This window comes from Streptomyces sp. NPDC048192, from assembly GCF_043202415.1.
In the GTDB taxonomy this organism is placed as follows: Bacteria; Actinomycetota; Actinomycetes; order Streptomycetales; family Streptomycetaceae; genus Streptomyces.
Map to the genome: position 1 here is coordinate 349,025 of NZ_JBIDAL010000001.1, position 23,286 is coordinate 372,310.

The 23,286-nt window shown below is 73.6% G+C and carries 19 protein-coding genes; 8 read left to right on the forward strand and 11 right to left on the reverse strand.

What is annotated here, in order from left to right:
* Positions 1-134 precede the first annotated feature (134 nt).
* Together ACGFZN_RS01540 and prcB are read left to right on the forward strand one after the other, a co-directional pair.
* Positions 135-1,115: a YbhN family protein gene (locus tag ACGFZN_RS01540; RefSeq protein WP_393856413.1), complete on the forward strand. Its 981-nt coding sequence runs from the start codon at positions 135-137 to the stop codon at positions 1,113-1,115.
* An 88-nt stretch (positions 1,116-1,203) separates the two neighbouring features.
* Entirely contained in the window at positions 1,204-2,058 is an 855-nt protein-coding gene (gene prcB / locus ACGFZN_RS01545) for a proteasome subunit beta (protein WP_393856414.1), read from the forward strand.
* An 11-nt stretch (positions 2,059-2,069) separates the two neighbouring features.
* On the opposite strand, the gene ACGFZN_RS01550 is transcribed toward prcB, so the two are convergent.
* The 3 genes from ACGFZN_RS01550 to ACGFZN_RS01560 are packed head-to-tail and all read right to left on the reverse strand — an operon-like array spanning position 2,070 to position 4,056.
* Complete coding sequence (locus ACGFZN_RS01550) at positions 2,070-2,789, reverse strand: phosphatase PAP2 family protein (protein ID WP_393856415.1); 720 nt, start codon at positions 2,787-2,789, stop codon at positions 2,070-2,072.
* On the reverse strand, positions 2,786-3,400 hold the full coding sequence (locus tag ACGFZN_RS01555; protein WP_393856416.1) for a phosphatase PAP2 family protein: 615 nt from the start codon (positions 3,398-3,400) through the stop codon (positions 2,786-2,788). The genes ACGFZN_RS01550 and ACGFZN_RS01555 overlap by 4 nt, the downstream gene beginning before the upstream one ends.
* On the reverse strand, positions 3,397-4,056 hold the full coding sequence (locus ACGFZN_RS01560) for a DedA family protein (protein ID WP_393856417.1): 660 nt from the start codon (positions 4,054-4,056) through the stop codon (positions 3,397-3,399). Before ACGFZN_RS01560 ends, ACGFZN_RS01555 begins: the two co-directional genes overlap by 4 nt.
* Before the next feature lie 213 nt (positions 4,057-4,269).
* On the opposite strand from ACGFZN_RS01560, the gene efeU reads away from it, so the two are divergent.
* The 4 genes from efeU to ACGFZN_RS01580 all read left to right on the forward strand — a co-directional run bounded on the left by efeU (position 4,270) and on the right by ACGFZN_RS01580 (position 9,435).
* Positions 4,270-6,300, forward strand: a complete 2,031-nt coding sequence (efeU, locus tag ACGFZN_RS01565) for an iron uptake transporter permease EfeU (protein ID WP_393856418.1) — start codon at positions 4,270-4,272, stop codon at positions 6,298-6,300.
* A 47-nt stretch (positions 6,301-6,347) separates the two neighbouring features.
* Entirely contained in the window at positions 6,348-7,619 is a 1,272-nt protein-coding gene (gene efeB / locus ACGFZN_RS01570) for an iron uptake transporter deferrochelatase/peroxidase subunit (RefSeq protein WP_393856419.1), read from the forward strand.
* 101 nt (positions 7,620-7,720) lie between these two features.
* Positions 7,721-8,872 carry a HoxN/HupN/NixA family nickel/cobalt transporter gene (locus ACGFZN_RS01575; RefSeq protein ID WP_393856420.1) on the forward strand — a complete coding sequence of 384 codons (1,152 nt, stop codon included), beginning with the start codon at positions 7,721-7,723 and terminating at the stop codon, positions 8,870-8,872.
* A gap of 86 nt (positions 8,873-8,958) precedes the next feature.
* Positions 8,959-9,435 carry a DUF5709 domain-containing protein gene (locus ACGFZN_RS01580; RefSeq protein WP_393856421.1) on the forward strand — a complete coding sequence of 159 codons (477 nt, stop codon included), beginning with the start codon at positions 8,959-8,961 and terminating at the stop codon, positions 9,433-9,435.
* A gap of 97 nt (positions 9,436-9,532) precedes the next feature.
* On the opposite strand, the gene sthA is transcribed toward ACGFZN_RS01580, so the two are convergent.
* Both sthA and ACGFZN_RS01590 read right to left on the reverse strand, forming a co-directional pair.
* Complete coding sequence (gene sthA, locus ACGFZN_RS01585; protein ID WP_393856668.1) at positions 9,533-10,918, reverse strand: Si-specific NAD(P)(+) transhydrogenase; 1,386 nt, start codon at positions 10,916-10,918, stop codon at positions 9,533-9,535.
* Positions 10,919-11,178: 260 nt separating this feature from the next.
* The gene (locus ACGFZN_RS01590) at positions 11,179-11,385 is read right to left on the reverse strand and encodes a hypothetical protein (protein WP_330336293.1); all 207 of its coding nucleotides are present in this window, start codon (positions 11,383-11,385) and stop codon (positions 11,179-11,181) included.
* A gap of 153 nt (positions 11,386-11,538) precedes the next feature.
* Between ACGFZN_RS01590 and ACGFZN_RS01595 the strand changes: the two genes are divergently transcribed.
* Both ACGFZN_RS01595 and ACGFZN_RS01600 read left to right on the forward strand, forming a co-directional pair.
* On the forward strand, positions 11,539-13,380 hold the full coding sequence (locus ACGFZN_RS01595; protein WP_393856422.1) for a glycoside hydrolase family 15 protein: 1,842 nt from the start codon (positions 11,539-11,541) through the stop codon (positions 13,378-13,380).
* Positions 13,381-13,471: 91 nt separating this feature from the next.
* Positions 13,472-13,702, forward strand: a complete 231-nt coding sequence (locus tag ACGFZN_RS01600) for a hypothetical protein (RefSeq protein ID WP_393856423.1) — start codon at positions 13,472-13,474, stop codon at positions 13,700-13,702.
* Between the two features lie 84 nt (positions 13,703-13,786).
* On the opposite strand, the gene ACGFZN_RS01605 is transcribed toward ACGFZN_RS01600, so the two are convergent.
* From ACGFZN_RS01605 to ACGFZN_RS01630, 6 genes are all read right to left on the reverse strand, one after another.
* Positions 13,787-16,525 (reverse strand): SpoIIE family protein phosphatase, encoded by a 2,739-nt coding sequence (locus tag ACGFZN_RS01605; RefSeq protein ID WP_393856424.1) that lies wholly within the window; start codon positions 16,523-16,525, stop codon positions 13,787-13,789.
* An 87-nt stretch (positions 16,526-16,612) separates the two neighbouring features.
* A complete protein-coding gene (locus ACGFZN_RS01610) occupies positions 16,613-19,117 on the reverse strand; it encodes a SpoIIE family protein phosphatase (RefSeq protein ID WP_393856425.1) in 2,505 nt (834 codons plus the stop codon).
* A 135-nt stretch (positions 19,118-19,252) separates the two neighbouring features.
* Positions 19,253-19,540 carry a DUF1232 domain-containing protein gene (locus ACGFZN_RS01615; RefSeq protein ID WP_393856426.1) on the reverse strand — a complete coding sequence of 96 codons (288 nt, stop codon included), beginning with the start codon at positions 19,538-19,540 and terminating at the stop codon, positions 19,253-19,255.
* A gap of 5 nt (positions 19,541-19,545) precedes the next feature.
* Positions 19,546-20,796, reverse strand: coding sequence for a hypothetical protein (locus tag ACGFZN_RS01620; RefSeq protein ID WP_393856427.1), 1,251 nt, complete (start codon positions 20,794-20,796; stop codon positions 19,546-19,548).
* A gap of 835 nt (positions 20,797-21,631) precedes the next feature.
* Entirely contained in the window at positions 21,632-22,183 is a 552-nt protein-coding gene (locus ACGFZN_RS01625) for a DinB family protein (RefSeq protein ID WP_393856428.1), read from the reverse strand.
* Positions 22,184-22,230: 47 nt separating this feature from the next.
* Entirely contained in the window at positions 22,231-23,196 is a 966-nt protein-coding gene (locus tag ACGFZN_RS01630) for a DUF1152 domain-containing protein (protein WP_393856429.1), read from the reverse strand.
* Positions 23,197-23,286 lie beyond the last annotated feature (90 nt).

The following is a 23,286-nucleotide window of genomic DNA, read 5'->3' on the forward strand; positions in this document are numbered from 1 at the left end:
GCTCCGGGTCTGGCCGGTGGCGTTCCGGTGGGTCCGTTCCCGGTCGCCCGCATCCCCGCGCGTCCCCGACCGGCGCAGGGATTCTTCGTGCACGCAGGACCGGCCGAGCACGTCCCCGTACCCAGGAGAGGCCGATGACGTCCCCGATCGTCACTCAGGAACGGCCGGTCGCGTCCGTGCCGGAAGCCGGCACGGGGCTCGGGCGGCGGCGTGTGTGCTGGCATGCGGGTGTGCTGCTCGCCGTGCTGGTCGGCGGGCTGTACCTCGCCCACCGGCACTGGGCCGCCCTCGAGAGCGGGGCCGGGCGGCTGGCCGGGGCCGACCAGGGCTGGCTGCTGGTCGGTGCGACGGCGGCCCTCGGCACCTGGGCGGCCTCCGCGCTCGCCCAGCAGGGCGCGGTGGTGCGGCGGCTCCCCGGTTCCCTGCTCGTCGCCGCCCAGTTCGCCGCCTCCGCCGCCAACCATCTGCTGCCCGCCGGGCTCGGCGCGGGCGCGGTGAACGTCAGGTTCCTGATGCGCTGCGGACTGCCCGCCGGCCGCTCGGCCAGTGCCCTCGCCGTCAAGGCCGGCGCGGGCGGCGCGGTCCGGCTGGCGCTGATCGCGGTGCTCGCCCCGGCCTGCCCGGGGCTGCTCCGCCTGCCGGACCTCACCCCGACGGCCCTCGCCGTCGCCCTGGGCTGCCTGGTGCTGCTCGCCGTCCTGCCCGCGACGCCCTGGTGGGCGCGCTGCCGCCGGGCCCTGTCTGTGGTCCTAGCCGACCTCCGCGGCCTGCACACCCGCCCGGCCCGGGCCGCGGCCCTGTGGGGCGGTTCCCTGGCATTCGCCGCGCTGCACTCGCTGGTGCTGATCTCCGTCACGCGGGCGGTGGGACTGCCGCTGCCCCCGCTCCAGGTGGCCCTGCTGTACCTCGCCGCGAGCAGCGCCGCGGCCCTGCTGCCCACCCCGGGCGGCCTCGGTTCCCTGGACGCGGCGCTCGTGTTCGCCCTCACCCTCTCCGGCGCCCCCGGCGCGGCCGCGGCCTCCGCCGTGCTCGGCTACCGGCTGCTGACCGTGTGGCTGCCCCTGCTGCCGGGCCTGCTGGTGCTGGCGGTGCTGGTGCGGCGCAAGGCCCTGTGAGGGCGGGGAGTTTCCCGCACGCCCGCCGCAGGTAGGACTCGGGTGTCGGGTGCCGTACAGGAGGGTGCCGTACAGGAGGGGGAGAGCCATGCCGGGGAACGACGCAGCGGGGCTGCCGAGCGAGGCGTTCTTCACGCCGGGGACGTCGTCCTTCACCGAGTTCCTGGCCGCGCACCGGCCCGGCCTGCTGCCCACCACGCCCGTGCTTCCCGGCGGGACACGGATGGCGCCCGGCGCCTTCCCGCACGGCACCACGGTGCTCGCCCTGACCTACCGCGACGGCGTGCTGATCGCCGGTGACCGGCGGGCCACCATGGGGAATCTCATCGCCCAGCGCGACCTGGAGAAGGTGCACCCCGCCGACGACCACACGGCCGTCGCCTTCGCCGGGACCGTCGGCCTCGCCCTGGACATGGTGCGGCTCTACCAGGTGGAGCTCACGCACTTCGAGAAGATCGAGGGCACGCCCATGACCCTGGCCGGCAAGGCGGCCCGGCTCGCGGCCATGATCCGGCAGAACCTCGCCCAGGCCATGCAGGGCCTCGCCGTCGTCCCGCTGCTCGCCGGGTACGACGTCACCGCGCCCGACGGCGGCCGCGGCCGGATCTTCGGCTTCGACGCCGCGGGCGGCCTGTACGAGAAACGGGACTTCTACGCCGAGGGCTCCGGCTCCCCGTACGCACGGGGCGCCCTGAAGAAGCTCTACCGGCCGGGCCTCACCCGGCGCGAGGCGGCCCTCGCCGCGCTCCAGGCGCTGTACGACGCGGCGGACGACGACTCGGCCACGGGCGGCCCCGACCTGACCCGCCGTATCTTCCCCGTCGTGTGCGTCATCACCGAGGACGGTTTCGAGCGGCTGCCGGAGGCGGAGACCGGGGATCTGAGCCGGGAGATGGTCGAACGGCGCACCGCCCGCCCGGACGGCCCCCACGCCGCGCCCTGACCCGCCCGCACTCACGCGGGGGGTGACCACCCTCGGCGACGAGGATCCCGGGGCGCGTCCGTCGCCGCCGGTCCGCCGGACGCGTCGTCCGGGTGGGTCGCGGGCAGCCACCGGGCCGCCGCGAGGACGAGGACACCGAGCCAGCCGGCGGCGAAGAGCCAGCCGCCGAGCACATCGGTGAACCAGTGCACGCCCAGGAAGACCCGGGTCAGCCCGACCCCCGCCCCCCAGCAGGCGACCAGCGGGCACAGCACCGCCCGGCCGCGTGGCGCGCGCACGCACAGGGCGGTGATCAGCAGGCCGGCGGCCAGCGCGGACGTGGTGGTGTGACCGGAGGGGAACGACCAGCCGGAAGCCTCGGTCTGCCAGTCGTACTGCGGCGGCCGGGCCCTGGCGATCAGCTCCATCACGCCGTACCGCAGCACCTGCCCCGCGGCCAGGCAGAGCACGCCGACCAGCACGGCCACCAGCCGCTGCCGCACGGTGCGTCCGGCGACCAGCCCGGCCAGGACCACCAGGAGGTACGGCACCACGCCCGTGCCCGTGTCGGTCAGCCCGCGGGCCACCGCCACCGCCACCGGCGGGCGGTGCGCCACGGACCAGGACAGCAGACCCCGGTCCGGGGGCAGCGGGCCGTGGGCGTGCGCCACCACCGCGGCCAGCACCCCGAACGCCGCCCAGGCGCACAGGGCCGCCGCGCCGGCCGGCCGGGCGGGGCTCCTGGACCTCACGGGGCTCCCGAGACCAGCAGCGGGCGCAGCCGGGTCGCGGCCAGCCGTCCCGCCAGGGTGGCCGGCCACCGCCGCAGCGCGATCATGGCCAGGCAGCCGACCAGCGCGCCGAGGACGGCCCCCGCGAGGACGTCGTGCGGATAGTGCACCCCGACCCACACGCGGGAGGCGGCCATCGCCACAGCGCACACCGAGGCGACGGCGCCCAGCCGCCACGAGACGAAGAACAGGGCGGCCGCGGCGGCGCAGGCGACCGCCGTGTGATTGCTGGGGAACGCCCAGTCGCCGCGCGGCGGACACGCCTCCAGCGTGCGGAAGGCCAGCCGGCGGCACGGCCGGTCCTCGGCCACCAGCGGCTTGACGAGGCTGTTCACGCCGAACGCCACCACCACCGCCACCGGCACGGCCAGCGCCGTCATGGCCGCGCCGGCCCCCTCGTGGCGGGCCCGCCACCAGCCCACGAGCATGAGCAGCGCGAACACCGCCAGACCGTACGCCGACCACACCGCGATCGTGTCGTCCAGCCAGCCGGGGGAGCGGTGGGCGAGGTCCACCACGTCGAGGTAGAGAGGCCCGTCGACCGACGAGCCGGACAGAGCGAGCGGTGTCATCGGGTCTCCCGGGCCGACCGGCGGGAACGCAGTACCTCGGCGGCGAGCGGCAGCAGCGACACGACGACGATCAGCGCGACCATCGGCAGCAGGTACTTGTCGACGTTCGGGATCGAGGAGCCCAGCGCGTACCCCGCGAGGGTGAGGCCGAGGCTCCACACCAGGCCGCTCGTCACCTGCCAGAAGGTGAAGGTGCGGGCCGGCACCTCGAGTGCCCCCGCCAGCGGGTTCAGCACCGTGCGCACCACCGGGATGAAGCGGGCCAGCACGATCGCCTTCGCGTAGCCGTACCGCTCCAGCAGTTCCTCGGCGCGCTGCGCGCCCTCGCGCAGCCTGGCCGACCGGGTGCGGGCGAGCAGCGCGCCGCCCGCCTTCCGGCCGATCAGGAACCCGCACTGCGAGCCGGCCAGCGCGCCGACGGCCGCGGCCACCAGCAGCGGCCCGAGCGAGAGGTGCACCCCGCTCGTGGACGTGCCCGTGCACAGCAGCCCCGCGGTGAACAGCAGGGAGTCACCGGGCAGGAAGAATCCGATCAGCAGCCCGGTCTCCGCGAAGAGCACGACGCCGACGCCCAGCACGCCGAAGGCGGCGAGCAGCGAATGGGCGTCGAGCACGTTGACCGCGAGCTGCGACGCCAGATGTGGGGGAGCGGTCATCGCCGTACGCCCTTTCCTTCGACTTGCCTCGACAAGATCCGACTACACATTTGTAGACGGTCTACCGACCTGTAGACGAACGCGCGAGGGCGAACGGTCCCGGACTTTGCTTTCCCATTGCCCCTTTATGACCGGCCGACTACATGGCCCTGGTCATGATGGTCCGCGAAGGTAAGGCATGCCTTCACTAACCAACAGGGAGGGCAGCAGGGCATGTGGGACGACGCGTTTCCGAGTTTCCTGATCGGACTCAGGGAGGGACTGGAAGCCGGACTCATCGTCTCCATCCTCGTCGCCACCCTGGTGCGGGCCGAGGCGCGCTCCCGGTTGCCCCAGGTGTGGACCGGTGTCCTCGCCGCCGTCGCCGTGGCGATGAGCTTCGGCGCGGTGCTCACCTTCACCGCCGCCTCCATGCCGCAGACCGCCCAGGAGGCCTTCGGCGGCACCCTCAGCGTGATCGCCGTCGCGTTCGTCACCGCCATGGTGTTCTGGATGCGCCGCTCGGCCCGCAGCCTCTCCGGCGAGCTGAAGGAGAAGGTGACCGGCGCCCTCGCCATGGGCTCCGGTGTGCTGATCCTCACCTCCTTCCTCGCGGTCGGCCGTGAGGGCCTGGAGACCGCCCTGTTCCTGTGGACCACCGCCCAGGCGGCCGGCGAGTCCGCCGGGCCGCTGACCGGCGCCGGCATCGGACTCGTCCTGGCCGCGGGCCTGTGCTGGGGCCTGTACCGGCGCGTGCTGAAGATCAACCTGACCAAGTTCTTCACCGCCACCGGCGCCGTCCTGATCGTCATCGCCGCCGGCGTGCTCGGCTACGGCCTGCGCGACCTGCAGGAGGGCGGCGTGCTGCCCGGCAAGACCGCCTACGCGGTCGACCTCGCGAGCAGCGTCGACGCCGGCTCCTGGTACAGCACCCTGGTCCAGGGCGTCTTCAACCTCACCCCGACCATGACCTGGCTGCAGGTGGTGGCCTACGCCGGCTACCTGGCCATAGTGATGACCCTGTTCGTGCGCGGCGTGCGGGCCACCGCACCGAAGCAGGCGAAGGAACGCCCCGCCCCGGAGCCGAAGGCCGCCCGGCCCGAGCGGCGCCGCCCCGTCTGGGTGGTGCCCACCGCCGTCGTCGCCGTACCCGCCGTGGTCGCCGGACTCGTCGTCGCCCTCTCCCGGCCCAAGCCCGCCGGCGACCAGACCGTCGCCGTCTCCGAGACCGAGTGCGGCAAGGGCTTCACCGCGCCCAAGCCCGGCCGGCAGACGTTCCAGATGCACAACACCGGCGACAAGACCTCCGAGGTCTACCTCATAGACCCGGCGACCAGCGCGGTCTACGGCGAGATCGAGGGCCTGGCCCCCGGCACCACCCGCGACCTGGTCGCCACCGTCGCCGGCGGCAGCTACGCCTGGCGCTGCGTCCCCACCGGCGGCAAGGCCGTCACCTCCAAGGCGGTCACCGTCGCCGGCGGCGGCGCGGCCGCACCGGTCGTCCCCGTCTCCGAACAGGACCTCGCCGCACCCCTGAAGGCGTACAAGGCGTACGTCGGGCAGGGCCTGGACACCCTGGTCGCCCAGACCCGCACCCTCGCCGGCGACATCGAGCACGACCACCTCGGCAAGGCCCGCACCGACTGGCTCACCGCCCACCGCACCTACGCCTCCCTCGGCGCCGCCTACGGCACCTTCGAGGACTACGACAAGAAGATCGACGGCCGCGCCGACGGACTGCCGGACGGCGAGCGGGACAAGGACTTCACCGGCTTCCTCCGCCTCGAGTACGGCCTGTGGCACGGCCAGTCCGCCAAGGAGCTGACCGGCCCCGCCCGGCAGCTCGCCGCCGACGCCGACGGGCTGCGCAAGGCCTTCCCGGCCCAGGACTTCGACCCCGGCGACCTGCCGCTGCGCGCGCACGAGATCCTGGAGAACACCCTCCAGTTCGAGCTGACCGGCGACACCGACGAGGGCAGCGGAACCAACCTCGCCACCGCCGACGCCAACCTCAGCGGCACCCGTGAGCTGCTCACCGTCCTCAAGCCGCTGCTCACCCGGCGCGCGCCCAAGCTGCTGCCGACGGTGGACGCGGACATCGCCCGGGTGCAAAGGCTCCTGGACGCCGCCCACCACGGCACCGGCTGGACGCCCGTCGACAAGCTCGCCGCCGCCGACAAACAGCGGCTGGACGGCGCCACCGGCCAGCTGCTGGAAGACCTCGCCCCCGTCCCGGACCTGCTCGAGATCCGGAAGTCCGCCTGATGGCCCACCCGCACCCGACCTGCGAACACCCCGAAGGGAATCCCGCCATGTCCCCTGCCGAACCGTCGGCCTGCCCCGTCGGCCCCGCCCGCCGTTCCTTCGTGCGGACCGCGCTGGGCGCCGGCGCCGCCGGAGCGGTCCTGGCCGGCGGCGGCTTCGCCCTCGGCGAGGCCGGCGGCACGGCCCAGGCCCAGAGCAGCGGCCCGGACGGCTCGGCAAAGGTCCCCTTCCACGGCGCCCACCAGGCCGGCATCATCACCCCGGCTCCGGCCGCCGCCACCTTCGTCTCGCTGAACGTCATCGCCGATGACCGCAAGGGCCTGACCGACCTGCTGAAGACCATCACCGAGCGGGCCCGCTTCCTCACCTCCGGCGGCGCCCCCACCGACCTGGGCGTCGGCGCGCCGCCCTCCGACAACGGCATCCTCGGCCCCGAGGTCCCCTCGGACGGCCTGACCGTCACCGTCGGCGTCGGCGCCTCCCTGTTCGACGACCGCTACGGCCTCGCCAAGGCCAGGCCCGCCCGGCTCACCCCGATGCGGACCTTCCCCAACGACAACCTCAATCCCGCCGAGTGCCACGGCGACCTGTCGCTGCAGATCTGCGCGCAGAGCCAGGACACCGTGCTGCACGCGCTGCGCGACATCGCCCGGCACACCCGTGGCGGCATGCAGATCAAGTGGCGCATCGACGGCTTCCAGAACGCCCCGCGCCCCACCGGCGCCCAGCGCAACCTGCTCGGCTTCAAGGACGGCATCGCCAACCCCGACGTCACCTCCGCGCGCGAGACCGGCAAGCTGATCTGGGTCGGCGACGGCCAGGGCGAGCCCGCCTGGACCAGGGGCGGCAGCTACCAGGTCATCCGGATCATCCGGATGCTGGTCGAGTTCTGGGACCGGGTCTCGCTCACCGAGCAGGAGAAGATGTTCGGCCGCCGCAAGGACACCGGCGCCCCGCTCGACGGCGCCAAGGAGACCGACGTCCCCAACTACGCCAAGGACCCGCACGGCACCGCGATCCCGCTGGACGCCCACATCCGCCTCGCCAACCCGCGCAAGCCCGAGACCGACAGCTCCCGCATCCTGCGCCGCGGCTACAACTACGACCGCGGCGTGGACAACGTCGGCAACCTCGACATGGGCCTGGTCTTCTGCTGCTACCAGCAGGACGTCAAGCGCCAGTTCGAGGCGGTGCAGACCCGGCTGATCGACGAGCCCCTGGTGGACTACATCTCCCCGACGGGCGGCGGCTACTTCTTCGCCCTGCCCGGCGTGCGGGACCGCGAGGACTGGCTGGGCCGGGGCATGTTCACCGCCTGACCCCCCCGGCGCGTTATTGCGCATGGGTTGCAAGTACGGTTGGATGGCACAAGGCTGTGCTGTGCAGCCGTACCCGCACCCGCGAAGGAAGACCCACCCCGATGACGGCCGCCCCCGGTTCCGCTCCGTCCCTGCCCGTCCAGGCCGACGCCCCGCGCTCGGCCTGGCACCGCGTCCGCGCCTCCATGACGCGGCAGGAGTGGACCAGGGTCGGCGGGATGGCGGCGTTCGTGCTCGCCCTGCACATCATCGGCTGGGGCACCCTGGTCGGCATCATCGCGCCCCAGCACTTCAGCGTCGGCACCCAGACCTTCGGCATCGGCATCGGCGTCACCGCCTACACCCTCGGCATGCGGCACGCCTTCGACGCCGACCACATCGCGGCGATCGACAACACCACCCGCAAGCTGATGGGCGAGGGGCAGCGGCCGCTGTCGGTCGGCTTCTGGTTCTCCCTCGGCCACTCCAGCATCGTCTTCGGCCTGTCCCTGCTGCTCTCGCTCGGCCTGAAGACCCTCGCCGGACCGGTCCGGGACGACAACTCGCATCTGCACGAGGTCACCGGACTGATCGGCACCACCGTCTCCGGCACCTTCCTCTACCTCATCGCCGGGATCAACCTGGTCATCCTGGCCGGTATCTGGAAGGTCTTCCGGCAGATGCGCTCCGGCGCCTACGACGAGGCCGCCCTGGAGCAGCAGCTCAACAACCGCGGCTTCATGAACCGCCTGCTCGGCCGGGTCACCGGCTCGATCCGCAAGCCGTGGCAGATGTACCCGCTGGGCCTGCTGTTCGGCCTGGGCTTCGACACCGCCACCGAGATCGCCCTGCTGGTCCTCGCCGGCTCCGGCGCCGCCTCCGGCCTGCCCTGGTACGCCATCCTGTGCCTGCCGGTGCTCTTCGCCGCGGGCATGTCCCTGCTGGACACCATCGACGGTTCGTTCATGAACTTCGCCTACGAGTGGGCGTTCTCCAAGCCGGTCCGCAAGGTCTACTACAACCTCACCATCACCGGCCTGTCCATCGCCGTCGCCCTGATCATCGGCACCGTCGAACTCCTCGGCCTGCTCGCCGACAAGCTCGGTCTGCACGGCGCCTTCTGGGACTGGATCTCCGGCCTCGACCTCAACGTCGTCGGCTTCGTGATCGTCGGCCTGTTCTTCGCCACCTGGGCGATCGCCCTGCTGGTGTGGAAGGCCGGCCGCATCGAGGAGAAGTGGTCGGCGGGCCTGGCCGAACAGTCCGCCGACTGAGCCGATCGCCGCCCGGCGGGGTTAGCCGCCCGGCTGCGGGAAACCCCGGACGGGGAACAGGCCCGCGAGCCACGAGGGAGGCGACCATGAGCGACCAGCAGCCGGAGCAGACCCCGATGGCGGACGACGCCTACCAGCCGACCGGCACCAACGAGGAACAGGAGGACGCCGGTCCCCTGGACCTGCAGGACGCGCTGGACGAGCGCACCTACGACGACGTCCTCGACGAGGGCTACTCCCCGCCGGAACGCCCCCTGGGCGTCACCAAGCAGGGCACCACCGCCGCCGAGCAGCACGCGGGGGAGACCCTGGACGAACGCCTCGCCCAGGAAGTCCCCGACGCGCAGCCGCCGGCCGGCGACGACATCGGCGACCTGCCCGGCGGCGAGGGCGAGCCGGTCGACCCCGAGGCGGGCGGGGCACGGGCGGGCCGCCTGGTCGCTCCCGACGAGGGCGCGCACACCGACACCACCAAGGAAGAGGTCGCCCGGGACGTCGGCATCGACGGCGGAGCGGCGGGCGCCGAGGAGGCCGCGATGCACGTGGTGGAGGAGGAGACCTGATCCGGCCGGCGGGCGGGCGGCCGCGCCGCCGGGCGTGACGCGGCCAGGGGGTTTTATTTGGATCAGGTCGGACCCGGGCTGCTCCAAACGAAACCCCCTAGTCCAGGCGGTCGATCTGCCGGAGGCGGTTCGTCGCGTCGAGCGCCGCGACCTTGTACGACTCGGCCAGCGTCGGATAGTTGAACACCGCGTTGACCAGATAATCCACGGTGCCCCCGCACCCCATCACGGACTGCCCGATGTGGATCAGCTCCGTCGCCCCGGAACCGAAGCAGTGCACCCCCAGCAGCGTGCGGTCCGCGGGGGAGACCAGCAGTTTCAGCATGCCGTGCGAGTCGCCGATGATCTGCCCCCGGGCCAGCTCCCGGTACCGGGCCACGCCCACCTCGAACGGCACCCGGTCCTCGGTCAGCTGGTCCTCGGTCCGCCCGACGAAGCTGATCTCCGGGATGGTGTAGATCCCGATCGGCTGCAGGTGGTGCATCCGCCCCGCCGGCTCCCCGCACGCGTGGTAGGCGGCGGCCCGCCCCTGCTCCATCGAGGTCGCCGCGAGCGCCGGGAAGCCGATGACGTCACCGACGGCGTAGATGTGCGGCACCTCGGTGCGGTAGTGCTCGTCCACAGTGATCCGGCCCCGCGCATCGGCCGCCAACCCGGCCCGGGGCAGGTCGAGTTCGTCGGTGAGGCCCTGCCGGCCCGCCGAGTACATCACGGTGTCCGCGGGAATCTTCTTGCCGCTCTCCAGCACGGTCAGCGTGCCCCGCGGATGGCGCTCGACGCCGGCCACGGTCTCGCCGAACCGGAAGGTGACTGCGAGATCGCGCAGGTGGTACTTGAGCGACTCCACGATCTCCACGTCGCACAGGTCAAGCATGCCGGGACGCTTCTCCACCACGGTCACCTTGCTGCCCAGCGCGGCGAACATGGAGGCGTACTCCATGCCGATCACACCGGCTCCGACGATCACCATCGACCGCGGCACCCGCTCCAGCGTGAGCACGTTGTCGGAGTCCATGATGGTGCGGCCGTCGAACTCGACGGTGTCCGGCCGGGCCGGCCGGGTGCCGGTGGCGATGACGATGTGCTCCGCGCTCACCAGCCGTTCGCGGCCGGAGAGTTCGGACAGCGCGACGGTGTGCGGGTCGGCGAAGCGGGCCGTGCCGGAGTAGACGGTCACCTCGTTGCGGGCCAGCTGGCTGCGCACCACGTCGACCTCGCGGCCGACCACGTGCCGGGTGCGCGCGGTCAGGTCGGCGACGGTGATGTCGTCCTTCAGCCGGTAGCTCTGCCCGTACAGATCGCGCTGGGTGAGGCCGGTCAGATACAGCACCGCCTCGCGCAGGGTCTTGGAGGGGATCGTCCCGGTGTGCAGGGAGACCCCGCCGAGCATGTCGGGGCGGTCGACGACGGCGACCCGGCGGCCCAGCTTGGCCGCGGCGATGGCGGCCTTCTGGCCACCGGGTCCGGATCCGATGACGAGCATGTCGAAGTCGAAGTCGGGCACCCTCGGGAGTCTGACAGCCCTCCGGCCCGCTCCGGAAGGGATCGCGGCCGCCCGAATCGCCGGGACGGTACGGAAGTTGCTGCGCGGGACGGGTGAAGCGGCCGTTCCCGGTCACCGTGGGTGCCGTCGCGTGCACAGCCTGCCGCGGCCGTCGGCGTGCCGGTCCGGGCGGGCGCCCCGCGGACCGCCCGCCCGGACCCGGGCATGAGCCCCCCGTTCGTTCCTGTCCCCGGACCGCCCTACGGCATCAGCCTCTCGATGGCTGTCGGGCCCTCCTTCTCCATCTTGCGGCGGGCCCACTCGAGGTTCTTCGGGGTGACGTCCCTGCCCGCCGCCATCACCAGGTCCTCCGGGGTGACGTCCCTGGAGGGAGCGGAGTGGAGCAGGGCGTCCGGGGTGCAGTGGTCGTCGGACGACCGGGATTCCTCGGGCTTGATGGTCGACATGATGCCTCCTCCTCGGTCCGGATGACCGCATCCGCGCCGGTGCCGCCGAATGGGGCACACTCTCACCATTCCCCGCAGCGCCTTCCCACGCCACCGGAGACCACTCGCTCCTAAGCTGGAAAACATCTCGCACCGCTCACCGGGAGGCCGCACATGGCCGAGACCCCGTTTCCCGCGGAGGACCGCCTCCGGTCCCGCTATCTGCCGATCGCCGAGCACGGACTCATCGGCGACCTGCGCAGTGTGGCCCTGGTCGGCTCGAACGGCACGATCGACTGGTACTGCTGCCCGGCCTTCGACGAGCCCAGCGTCTTCGCGGCCATCCTCGACGCCGACCGCGGCGGCCGCTTCGAACTGTCCGCCACCGTGCCGGCGCGGACCAAGCAGTTCTACTTCCCCGACACCAACGTGCTGATCACCCGCTTCTTCACCGAGGACGGCGTGGGCGAGGTGCAGGACTTCATGCCCGTGACCTCCGACGGCACGGGCGAGGCGGGCCGGCACCGGCTGATCCGGCGCGTGGTCTGCGTGCGCGGCACCGTCCCGTTCCGGGTGCTGGTCGCCCCGCGGTTCGGCTACGGCGCCGATCCCCACACCCTGCGCACCCTCGCCGGCACCACCGTCTTCGAGTCCGCCCACGAGGCGCTCGCGCTCACCTCCACCGTCGACGTGGAGTGCGAGGGCCCCGACGTGCGCGCCGACTTCAAACTCGGCGAGGGCGAGACGGCCGTGTTCGCCCTCGACCGGGTCGGCGGCGAGGTGGCTCCCCGCGGCTGCGCCCTGATCGAGGCCGAGCACGCGTTCAACGCCACGGTCGCCTACTGGCGGCGCTGGCTGCACCAGTCCCGCTACCGGGGCCGCTGGCGCGAGATGGTGCACCGCTCCGCCCTGACCCTGAAACTGCTCACCTACGCGCCGACCGGCGCCATCGTCGCCGCGCCCACCACCAGCCTGCCCGAGCAGCTCGGCGGGGAACGCAACTGGGACTACCGCTACGTGTGGGTGCGGGACGCCGCCTTCGCCGTGTACGCGCTGCTCCGGCTCGGCTTCACCGGCGAGGCCGAGGCCTTCATGCGCTTCCTGACCACGCACGTCAGCCCCTGCGACACCACGGACGACTGCCCTCCGCTGCAGATCATGTACGGCATCGACGGCCGCGCCGACCTGCCCGAGCGGGAGCTGCCGCACCTGGAGGGCCATCTCGGCTCCGCTCCCGTCCGCGTCGGAAACGCCGCCGCCGGCCAGCTCCAGCTGGACATCTACGGCGCCCTCATCGACTCGATCTACCTGTACGACAAGTGGGCCGAGCCCATCTCCAGCGGCCAGTGGGACGACGTGTGCCGCCTGGTGGACTGGGTGTGCGGGCACTGGGACCAGCCCGACGAGGGTGTGTGGGAGACCCGCGGCGGCCGCAGGAACTTCACGTACTCGCGGCTGATGTGCTGGGTCGCGATCGAGCGGGCCATGCGCCTCGCCCGCCGCCGCGGACTGCCCGCCGACCTGCTTCGCTGGGGACAGGTCCGCGACACGATCTACCGGCGGATCATGGACCGCGGCTGGTCCGCACGGCGGGGCGCCTTCGTGCAGTACGAGGGCGGCGACGTGCTGGACGCCTCCCTGCTGATGATGCCGCTCGCCAAGTTCATCGCGCCCACCGACCCCAAGTGGCTGTCCACCCTGGACGCCCTCACCGAGGACCTGGTCTCCGACTCCCTCGTCTACCGCTACGACCCGCAGACCAGCCCCGACGGGCTGCGCGGCGACGAGGGCACCTTCTCCATCTGCTCCTTCTGGTACGTCGAGGCCCTGGTCCGGGCCGGCCGGCTCGACGAGGCCCGGCTGGCCTTCGAGAAGATGCTCACCTACGCCAACCACCTCGGTCTGTACGCCGAGGAGATCGGCCGTACCGGCGAGCAACAGGGCAACTTCCCGCAGGCGTTCACGCATCTGTCCCTGATCAGCGCCGCCTTCAACCTCGACCGCGCGCTCGGCTGAGCCGCAAGGCGGTGTGCCCGCATGCGGCACGGGTACCCGGGAGTCTCCGCAAGGAGAACGACGCAGGGCCGACAGAAGGAGGAGACCCCGGATGACCAGCACCAGCGAGACCGGCGGGGTCACGGGTACCCGCGACAAGAACTACGACCTGATCTGGTACGTCGAGTCGTGCCTGGACAACGCCCTTCGCCTGGAGACGTACATCCAGGACGCCGAGCGCGAACACGACGACGAGGTCATGGAGCTGTTCCGCAAGGCCCAGGCCGACAGCCGCAAGGGTGCCGAAATGGGCAAGGAGCTGCTGCGCTCGCGGCTGAGCTGACCGCCGTACGCCGCCTGGGCGAAGCGGCGATCCGGGACGGGGCCCGGCGGAGCGCACGCTCCGCCGGGCCCTCGTCGTGCCCGCCTACGGCAACGGCTGCTCCGCCCAGATGACCTTGCCTTCGGGGGTGTAGCGGGTACCCCAGCGCTCGGCGAGCTGCGCCACCAGGAACAGGCCCCGGCCGCCCTCGTCGGTGGTCGCCGCGTAGCGCAGATGCGGTGAGGTGGTGCTGCGGTCGGAGACCTCGCAGATCAGCGTGCGGTCGCGCAGCAGCCGTACCCCGATCGGGCCGCGCCCGTGGCGGATGGCGTTGGTGACCAGCTCGCTCAGGACCAGCTCGGTCGTGAAGACGAGATCCTCCAGCTCCCAGTCGGCGAGCTGCCGGGTCACCGCGGACCTGATCCGGGAGACCGCCGCCGGATCCGACGGCACCTGCCACTCGGCGACCCGGTCGTCGCCCAGCCCCCGGGTCCGGGCGACGATCAGTGCGACGTCGTCGCTCGGCCGGGCCGGCAGCCGGTCCAGCACCGCGCGGCAGGTGTCCTCCGGCGAGGCCCCCGCGGTGCCGCGCAGCGCGTCGCTCAGCATCTCCAGCCCCACGTCGATGTCCCGTTCGCGGTCCTCCACCAGCCCGTCGGTGTACAGCACCAGCCGGCTGCCCTCCGCCAGCTCCAGTTCGGCCGTCTCGAAGGGCAGCCCGCCCAGACCCAGCGGCGGCCCCGCCGGGACGTCCGGGAACTCCACCCGGCCGTCGGGATGCACCAGCACCGGCGGCGGATGGCCGGCCCGGGCGAGACTGCAGCACCGGGAGACCGGGTCGTACACCGCGTACAGGCAGGTCGCTCCGGTGATCGCCGCCGAGCCGTCGGCGGCGGTCTCGTCCTGGTCGATCCGGCCCACCAACTCGTCCAGCAGACCGAGGAGTTCGTCGGGCGGCAGGTCCAGCGCGGAGAAGTTGTGCACCGCCGTGCGCAGCCGGCCCATGGTGGCCGCCGCGTGCAGCCCGTGCCCCACCACGTCCCCCACCACCAGGGCCACCCGGGCGCCGGACAGCGGCAGGACGTCGAACCAGTCGCCGCCCACCCCGGCCTGCGCCGGCAGATAGCGGTAGGCGATGTCCAGCGCCCGCTGCTCGGGCAGGGAGCGCGGCAGCAGGCTGCGCTGCAACGTGACCGCCATGCTGTGCTCGCGCGTGTACCGGCGGGCGTTGTCGATGGACACCGCCGCCCGCGCGACCAGCTCCTCGGCGAGCGCCAGGTCCTCGGCGTCGAACGGCTCCGGCTTCTGCGCCCGCCAGAAGTTCGCCAGGCCCAGCACGAGGTTGCCCGCCCGCAGCGGCACCGTGATCAGCGAGTGGATGCCGTACTCGATGATCTGGGCGGTGCGCTCCGGGTGCTGTGAGCGCCAGCCGGGCGCGTCGCGCAGCACCGGCTCGAGGACCGACTGACCGGTGGTCAGGCCGCGGGCCTGCGGCGAGGCGGGCACGAACCGGATCCGCTCGCCGACCGGGTACAGCGGGGAGTCCTTGCGGATGCCGGCGCAGGCGGTGCGGCGCAGCGCGGTGCCGGGCTTGGGCTCCTCGCCCTGCAGGACCGCGTCGAACAGGTCCACGGTCACAAAGTCGGCGAACCGCGGCACGGCCAGCTCGGCCAGCTCCTCGGCGGTGCGGGCCACGTCCAGGCTGGTGCCGATGCCCACCCCGGCGTCGTACAGCATGTTCAGCCGCTCGCGGGCCACCTCCGCGCGGCCGGACAGGGCCCGCAGCTCGGTGGAGTCGCGCAGGGTGGTGACACTGCCCGCCGGGCCGCCGCGCAGATCGGTGGGCCGCTGGTTGATCGCCAGCAGCCGGTCCTTGACCAGGTGCACCTCGTCGGTGGCCATCCGGCCCGAGGCCAGCAGCGTCGCCGTCTCGTCGTCGAGACCCAGCTCCAGCACGCTGCGCCGCTCGGCGTCCTCCGGCAGGTCCAGCAGGCGGTGCGCCTCGTCGTTGGCCAGCAGCAGCCGGCCGTCGGCGCCGACGATCAGCACGCCCTCGCGGACCGCGTGCAGCACCGCGTCGTGATGCTCGTACATCCGCGTCATCTCGTACGGTCCGAGGCCGTGCGTCTGCCGCAGCAGCCGCCTGCTGACCAGGGCCGTGCCCGCGGTGGCCAGCGCCAGCGCCACCGCCGCCGCCGTGAGCATCAGGGGCAGCGTCTGCTCGGCGGCCCCGCCCACGTGCTCCGTGGTGATCCCGGCCGACACCAGGCCCACCACCGTGCCCGAGGCGTCCTTCACCGGCACCACGACCTGCACCAGCGGGCCGATCGTGCCGGTGACGTGCTCCACGACCGTGCCCCCGGCCACCGCGGGGCCGATGGTGCCGACGAACTTCTTGCCGATCCGGTCCGGTTTGGGGTGCGTGTAGCGGATCCCCTTGGTGTTCATCACGACGATGAAGTCCACGCCGGTCGCCTTGCGGGCCGCCTCCGCGCGCGGCTGCAGCACGGCGGTGGGATCCGGGGAGCGCAGCGCGGCCACCGTGCCGGGCGCGTTGGCGAACGTCCGAGCGACCGCGAGGGAACGGTTCTGTGCCTCCACGTCGCTGTCGTGCCGTACCTGGAGCACCTGGGACACCACCGCCGCGACGATCAGCAGCAGCACGATGACCACTTGGAGGAGGAACACCTGTCCGGCGACGCTGCGCCCGGACAGCACCGACCGCAGCACACCGTGCCTGCCGCCGCTGCCGTCCGGGTCCCGCGGCGGCCGGCTCTGCGATGCGCGCGGGGGCCCGACGGAACGGGGCGTCCGTGTCTCATTCCGGCCGGGCAGTCGCACCATGTGCCCATGTCTACACTGCCCGGCGCGCTCGGGCGAGACCGTCGTCCGAGGTGACTGCGCCGATCGGAGCGGCGCGCCGCGGCGCGGTCAGCGGCGGGGCACCGGGGCCGGGCGCCGGGCGGCGAGCAGCAGCGCCACGTCGTCGGGGCGGTCTGTGGCGCGCCGTGCCTCGGCCGTGAGCCGGTCGGCGACCCCGCCCAGCGACCGCCCGCCCCGCCGCCCGCGCGCGGCGCCGGCCGTGGCGAGCGCCTGCCGCAGCGCGGTGATGCCCTCGTCGATGTCCGTGCCCGGCCGCTCCACCAGTCCGTCCGTGTAGAGGGCGAGGATCTCGTCGGGCTCCAGCAGCAGCTCGGCCACCGGGTACCGGGCGTGCGGGTCCACGCCGAGAACGACACCGCCGGGGACGTCCAGCAACCGGGTCCGCCCGTCGCGGCACCGCAGCAGCGGCGGCGGATGCCCGGCGCGGGCGATGCGGGCACGGCCGGTCGCCGGGTCGAGGCGCAGATAGCAGCAGCTGGCGAACTGACCGGGATCGAGGTCGGTCAGCAGCCGGTTGGTGCCCGCCATCACCTCGTCCGGCGGCCGGTCGCCCAGCGCGAACGCCCGCACCGCGCTGCGCAGTTGCCCCATGGTCGCCGCCGCCTGCACCCCGTGCCCCTGGACGTCGCCGATGACCAGCGCGAGCCCGTCGCCCGCCTCCACGACGTCGTACCAGTCACCGCCCACGTCCATGCCCTGGGTGCCGGGCAGGTACCGGCCCGCGGTCTCCACCAGCGGATGCGTGGACAGCCGGTGCGGCAGCAGCGCCTGCTGCAGGCCGCGGGCGACGGCCGCCTCGCTGTCGTAGCGCTGCGCCCGCTCCATGGCGTGCGCGATCAGCCCGGCGAGCGCGGTGAGCACCGTGCGCTCCTCGGCGCCGAAGCGGCGCGAGCGGTCGAAGCCGAGGATGCACGAGCCGACCGGCCGTCCGGAGGCGATCAGCGGCAGGAAGGCGCGGGCGCCCTCCTCGGCGTCCAGCGGAATGCCCGGATAGGCGGCCGCGATCTGCTGCATCGACTCGAAGAACAGCGGCCGGCCCGTGGTCAGGCACTCCACCCCGGGTACGTGCGCGTCGAGGCCGACCCCTTCGAACTGGGTGAGGAACCCCTGCGGGAAGCCGCTCTCCCAGGCGAGATGGAAATGCCGCTCCTGCAGCAGGTAGATGGCGAGGCGCCGGCCGCCGAACGCGGGCAGCAGTTCCTGCACCACCACCGCCGACACCTGCTGGGCGGTCACCGCGTCCGTGAGCGCGACGGCCAGGGAGATCGGCCGGTACAGCGGCGTCAGCGCGTGCCCGGCCGCCACCGGGGGGACGTGCTCCTCCAGGGCCGGCTCCAGCGGCCCGTCCATCCGGCCGGCCGGGACGAGCGTGCAGGTCAGCAGGTCCTCGCCGGGATGCAGTGACACGGCGAGCCAGTCACCCCTGCCGCTCTCGCCGTCCTCACCGGCCGGCCGGTGCACACGGAAGTGCACCGGCTCCGGGGACAGCAGGGCCCCGCGCAGATGGTCGTCGCACGGCGGACCGGCCAGCCACGGCAGCGCCTCCCACAGCGGGCACCCGAGCAGCGACTCGCGGTCCCGGCCGGCGAGCCGGGCGGCGGCCTCGTTGGCGTACACGACCAGCCCCAGCCGGTCCAGGCACAGCACGCCCTGCGGCAGCGGATCGGCCGCGCCGTCCGCGAAGACGCCGGATCCCGGGGCGACCACCACTCCGCCGACCGGAGCCGCCGCCCCGCCCTCGTCGGCCGGCCACAGATCCAGCAGCCGCGGTGTCCCGTCCGGTGCCCGCAGGCTCAGCGGCGCGACGGGCGGCTTGCCGGCCGCGGTGTCCAGCAGGGCCTTCAGGACCACATGGGCCTCGTCCGGGGCCAGCGCCTCCGCGAACGCCGTGTCCGTCCCGTCGAAGCCGCCGGGGCGCACGCCCAGCAGGGTGTGCAGCCGCTCGTCCGCGCGCACCGCGCGGGTCCCGGGATCCCAGCCGAAGCGCGCGACGACGGCCTGCGCGGGCCGGGTCGCGCGCGGCCGCACACACAGCGGCTCGCCGTCCCAGACCACCGCGCCCGGATCGCCGTCGGCGAGTCCGAGCAACTCGGCGCCCAGCCCCTCGGCCAGCCGGGCCGGCAGCTCCCGGTCCAGCGGCTCGTCCGCGGTCTCGGCCACCGCCGGACGCAGCACGGTCAGCACTCCGAGCGGTTCGCTGTCGCCCGGCACCGGCATGTGCACCGACCCGAAGGGGAAGGGCAGCACCGCCGCGAACTGCGGATACCGGCGCACCGTCTCGGTGGCGTCCGCCAGCACCACCGGCACGCCGAGGCGGTAGGCGTCGGCGACGGGGAAGGGGCGGTCGACGTGCAATCGCCACCAGGGCCGGAACAACGGCCCCGGCAGTCCGGAGAGCACCGCCAGGCGCAGCAGCCCCGGGGAGCGCGACCGCAGATACACGCCCGCCACCCGGCCGCCGGCCACGTCGATCGCCCCGGTCGCGGTGCCGGCCAGCAGCTTGGCCAGCCGGGCCCGCGTACGGCCCGTCTGCTCGCCACCGCTGCCGGTCATCGTCCCTGCCTCGTCCCGTGCGCCTCTCGGGTGGGATGACACAGCAAGAATGCGCCAGGGAGCCGCGCGACGCACCCGCGGGGACGGGGGAAACCGGGATGCGCGTCGCTTCTGGCGAGGCCCGCGCCGGGGCGGTCAGGGCTCGGTGGGGCCCGGCGGCAGCGGGCGGGCGGCGCGCAGACTGCGCAGCGCGAGCAGCAGGACCGCGATGTCGTCCAGGTATATGGGATCGGGCAGCAGGTCGGTGGGAAGCAGCAGATAGGCGACCGCGCCCCAGAACACCCAGCGCGGACCCGTCGGCAGCCCGGCGCGCCGCAGCGTACGCCGGGTGCGCACCAGCCGTACCAGCAGGGCCAGGGCGACGGCGAGCAGGGCCGCCGCCACGACGGCGCCGGCCACCAGCAGGGCGGTCGTGGTGTCCATGGCGGCTACGACGCCCGGTCCATGCCGTCGCCGTCCGCGGCCCGCGTCGCGCCGCTCGCTGCCACTGACCGGTCCGGTTCCGGTTCCGGCGCACCGGGCGGGCCGTACGCCTCCGCCTCCGCCGGGTCCTGCGGGGTGGGCGCCTGCTGCCGCCGGCCCTTGGCCGTGAACTTCAGCCGCTCGAAGGTCCGGGTCAGCTGCTGCAGCGCACCCCCCGGGGTCCGGGCCTCGGGCCGCTGCTGCGGAAGGGCCGACGGGGGGACGTCGCGGTAGGCGGCGAGAGCCTCCAGCGCCTGCTCGGCGGCCTCCTTGTACAGGTCACGGGATTTCGTCATGGCCTCCAGCGCCTCGGCGTACCGGGCGACCAGCTGCCGTTCCCGCTCCAGCTCCTCCTGGAGGGTCATCAGGGTCCAGTTCTCCCGGAGGTCGGTCAGCGCCTCGCCGACCTCACGCGGCAGCGGCCGGGGCAGCGCGACGTAGTGCCGCAGGGCCGCGAGCAGCTCGGCGGGCTCGGAGCCGTCCAGGAAGACGTTGCGGACGGTGTGCTCGCGGGTGTCGTAGCCCTCCGGGGCCGGGTCCGGGGGCAGCAGCACCGCGCCGCCGCGCGGCACCTCGACGCCGAGGTCCTTCAGCGCCCAGTTGACGGCGCGGAACTGGTGCGGCGCCGCCCGGTGCTCCACCACGCGGTGCCTCAGCCCGGGCGGCAGCAGCCGGGCCAGCGGCAGCTTGCCCCGCTCGTCCGGGGTCATCGCCTCGTGCACGACGACGTTGACGCACCACGCCTCGCGGGCCGCGTCCCGCAGCCTGCGCCGCATCTCCTTGTCGTCCGCGGGGAGCGCGTTGACCTGCCGGAACCGCAGCCCGGCGGTCGTGGCGTGGTGGTCCCAGGAGCCGTCATCGCCCACCGCGCCCTCCGGCCAGAACAGCGTCGCCGGCGAGGGCCAGGCCTCGTCCCACGGGCGCTCCGCCTCTGCGACGAGCCGCCATTCGTGCCCCTGCGGCCGGGCCTCGCGGGCCACGAGGGTGAGCCGCGCCCGCACGGTGACCGTGCCGGCGACCCGCCAGCGGGCCTCGAAGATCCGCCGCTGCCCCTCCTCGGGCACGGGGGGTTCGGCGAAGTCGTCGATGTCGCCGCTGTCCCTGTGCCGGCGCAGGGTGCGGCGGACGACTTCCTCGGGTGCGGGACCGGTGTGACGGCCGCGGGCCGCCCAGAGGGTCTGCGGGACGGTGGCGGGGTCGGTGGCGGAGTTCGACATGGGCCAATCTGCTGATGGGGGCGGGTGCGCCTTCCAGTATCACCGCTCGGCGGACGGCCGGTCGCCCGGCCCCGACGGCGGCGCGTCGCCCTGGTCGCCTGCCCGGACCCAGCCGGCTTACTCCGCCCCCACGGCGCCTCCTGGCGCACACGCGGCGCGACACCTCCGCCGCGCACCCCGGAGCACAGGCCGCGTACCGCCCCTTCCCGGCCTTGTGCGCCGGTGGCACTCTGCCCGGCGCCGCACGCCTCGCGCGCCGGTGGGACGCCGTTCCGCCGCGTGCCTCGCGCACCAGCACCGTGCCGCCTCCGCCGAACGTCTCGTAGACCGGTGGCACGCTGTCCCGCCGCCCGCCCGCGAACAGTTGGCCTGCCGCCTCCGCCGCCACACCTCCCGCGCAGCCGGCCTGCCTCCCCACTGCACGCCTCGCGCATCGGTGGGACGCCGCCCCGCCGCATGCCTCGTGCACAGCGGGCTGCCGCCCCTACCGAACGCCTCGTGCACAGCCGGCCTGCCGCCTCCGCCATGTGCCTCGCGGATCGGTGGCCTGCCGCCCCCACCACACGCCCTCGCGCACAGCCGCCTGCAGCCTCCGCCGAACGCTCGCGCACAGCCCACTGCCGCCCCGGCCGCGTGCCCTCGCGCACAGGGCGCGCGCCGTGCACCCGGGGTGTGCGTGGTGTGCGTCGGGCGGGCGTGGTCCACACGTGGTCGCGTCGCCGGGCGGCCCGCAGAATGGTCCGGCGAACGGGGCCCGCCCGTCCATCCGCTTAGGGGCGGACCCCGTTCACCTGCCGGCGTGACTCGGCCTGGGCGGCGGCGGAGGCCGGGGCCGTCATACTCCGACGGCGCCGTCGATGCGTTCGCGGAGCAGGTCCGCGTGCCCGTTGTGGCGGGCGTATTCCTCGATCATGTGGACGAGCACCCAGCGCAGGGAGACCGTGCCGCGCCAGGCGTCGTGGCCCTCGATGCCGAGATCAGCGGCCTGGGCGACGAACGCCTCCGCGAAGGCGACTTCGGCGTGCCAGGCCTCCCAGGACGCCGCGACGACCTCCGGATCGGGGGCCGCGCCCTCGAAGTCGCCCTCCGGGTCCTGCGGGGAGGAGAAGCGCAACTCCACGTCCTGCCCGGCGAGCACCGCCCGGAACCAGCGGCGTTCCACGTCGGCCAGGTGCCGGACGAGGCCGAGCAGGGACAGCGAGGACGGGGACACGGACCGCCGGGCCAACTCCGGCCCCAGACCCGAGCACTTCAGCTTCAGGGTGGCGCGCTGCGCGTCCAGCATCGCCACCAGCATGCTCCGCTCGTCACCGGTCGCGGGGCCGCTGAACCGGTGCTCGCTGCCGGCGCCGGTGAACAGTTCGATCCGTCGGTCGGGAATCTTCATGCCCACATCATGCTCCGAGGGCCTCTGCCCGGTCGCCCGTGCCGGACCTAGTGCGGGAACACCCGGGGCGGGCGCTGGCGGGGCAGCTCCTCGCGGAAGTCGGCGATCACCGAGCTGATCTGGCGCATCAGGACAGTGCCCGCCAGCCGGTCCACATAGAGGTTGGCGTCGGCCAGAGCGGGCAGGTCCACGCAGAAGTACAGGCTCATCAACGGGTTGACGAACAGCTCGCTGCCCCGGGTGCGTTCGGTGAACCGCACATCGCCGAAGTCACCGCGCACCGCGGCGGCGACGGATCCGTGCACGATGCTGGGATGCCCGGCGTGGCAGCGCTGCGCGTGGGCCACCGCGTCGAGATAGGCGGCGCCCTCCGCGCTGTCCCGGGGAAGCGAGAACGCGCCCAGATAGCCACCCGCGCGGTCCAGAGCGGCCAGGTTCTCCAGCACCAGCGAGTGGTTGACGCCGTGATAGGCGTCCACCCCGAAACCCAGGCAGGCCACCAGCCGGTGCGGGACCTCCTCGAGACCCGCTACGGCGGCCAGGCTCGCCATGTCCTCCTCGGGCGTGCCGAGCCCGTGCTCGTCGCCTCGCATTAAAATGTCGGTCCCGCCGTCGACCAGCACCACCGCGTCCAGGCCGCCCAACTGTCCGGCCAGCTTCCGGTAGGCGGCGCGCAGCGGCTCGACGCCGGTGAGGGGGAAGGCGTACACGGTGTCCGGCAGGCCTTGCTCCCGGAGCCACCGGGCGAGCGAGTGTTCGGGGAAGTAGTCGCCGCGCAGCGGGGTGTCCGGGCGGACGGCGGCGACGTCCGGCGCCACCCAGTGGTCGGTGCCCAGGCCGTACAGGTCGGAGAAGGACAGGTTGGCCAGGTGGACCTCGCTTCCGGCGGACCGCAGGGCGAGCGCCAGGGGCAGCCCGGCGTAGACGTCGAAGCCGCCGCCCGCCCCGGCGACGAGGACGCGCCGGGCGCCGCGCAGACGCGTGAAGAACAGGGGTTCACGGAGGGAGAACACCGCTGGACCCTAACAGGGCCGTTTCCAGGGGCGATCAGGGTTTTCCTCGGCACTGCGCCGCCGTGTCCGCGGGGGCCGGCGCGCCGGCGT

What these genes read in the sequence shown, in the direction of transcription:
- sthA (WP_393856668.1), bottom strand. Translation starts at nt 10,918, where the DNA reads ATGCTCGTCATCGGATCCGGACCCGGTGGCCAGAAGGCCGCCATCGCC.
- efeU (WP_393856418.1), top strand. Translation starts at nt 4,270, where the DNA reads ATGTGGGACGACGCGTTTCCGAGTTTCCTGATCGGACTCAGGGAGGGA.
- ACGFZN_RS01625 (WP_393856428.1), bottom strand. Translation starts at nt 22,183, where the DNA reads ATGAAGATTCCCGACCGACGGATCGAACTGTTCACCGGCGCCGGCAGC.
- ACGFZN_RS01590 (WP_330336293.1), bottom strand. Translation starts at nt 11,385, where the DNA reads ATGTCGACCATCAAGCCCGAGGAATCCCGGTCGTCCGACGACCACTGC.
- prcB (WP_393856414.1), top strand. Translation starts at nt 1,204, where the DNA reads ATGCCGGGGAACGACGCAGCGGGGCTGCCGAGCGAGGCGTTCTTCACG.
- ACGFZN_RS01600 (WP_393856423.1), top strand. Translation starts at nt 13,472, where the DNA reads ATGACCAGCACCAGCGAGACCGGCGGGGTCACGGGTACCCGCGACAAG.
- ACGFZN_RS01560 (WP_393856417.1), bottom strand. Translation starts at nt 4,056, where the DNA reads ATGACCGCTCCCCCACATCTGGCGTCGCAGCTCGCGGTCAACGTGCTC.
- efeB (WP_393856419.1), top strand. Translation starts at nt 6,348, where the DNA reads ATGTCCCCTGCCGAACCGTCGGCCTGCCCCGTCGGCCCCGCCCGCCGT.
- ACGFZN_RS01540 (WP_393856413.1), top strand. Translation starts at nt 135, where the DNA reads ATGACGTCCCCGATCGTCACTCAGGAACGGCCGGTCGCGTCCGTGCCG.
- ACGFZN_RS01555 (WP_393856416.1), bottom strand. Translation starts at nt 3,400, where the DNA reads ATGACACCGCTCGCTCTGTCCGGCTCGTCGGTCGACGGGCCTCTCTAC.
- ACGFZN_RS01610 (WP_393856425.1), bottom strand. Translation starts at nt 19,117, where the DNA reads ATGACCGGCAGCGGTGGCGAGCAGACGGGCCGTACGCGGGCCCGGCTG.
- ACGFZN_RS01615 (WP_393856426.1), bottom strand. Translation starts at nt 19,540, where the DNA reads ATGGACACCACGACCGCCCTGCTGGTGGCCGGCGCCGTCGTGGCGGCG.
- ACGFZN_RS01580 (WP_393856421.1), top strand. Translation starts at nt 8,959, where the DNA reads ATGAGCGACCAGCAGCCGGAGCAGACCCCGATGGCGGACGACGCCTAC.
- ACGFZN_RS01605 (WP_393856424.1), bottom strand. Translation starts at nt 16,525, where the DNA reads ATGGTGCGACTGCCCGGCCGGAATGAGACACGGACGCCCCGTTCCGTC.
- ACGFZN_RS01575 (WP_393856420.1), top strand. Translation starts at nt 7,721, where the DNA reads ATGACGGCCGCCCCCGGTTCCGCTCCGTCCCTGCCCGTCCAGGCCGAC.
- ACGFZN_RS01620 (WP_393856427.1), bottom strand. Translation starts at nt 20,796, where the DNA reads ATGTCGAACTCCGCCACCGACCCCGCCACCGTCCCGCAGACCCTCTGG.
- ACGFZN_RS01595 (WP_393856422.1), top strand. Translation starts at nt 11,539, where the DNA reads ATGGCCGAGACCCCGTTTCCCGCGGAGGACCGCCTCCGGTCCCGCTAT.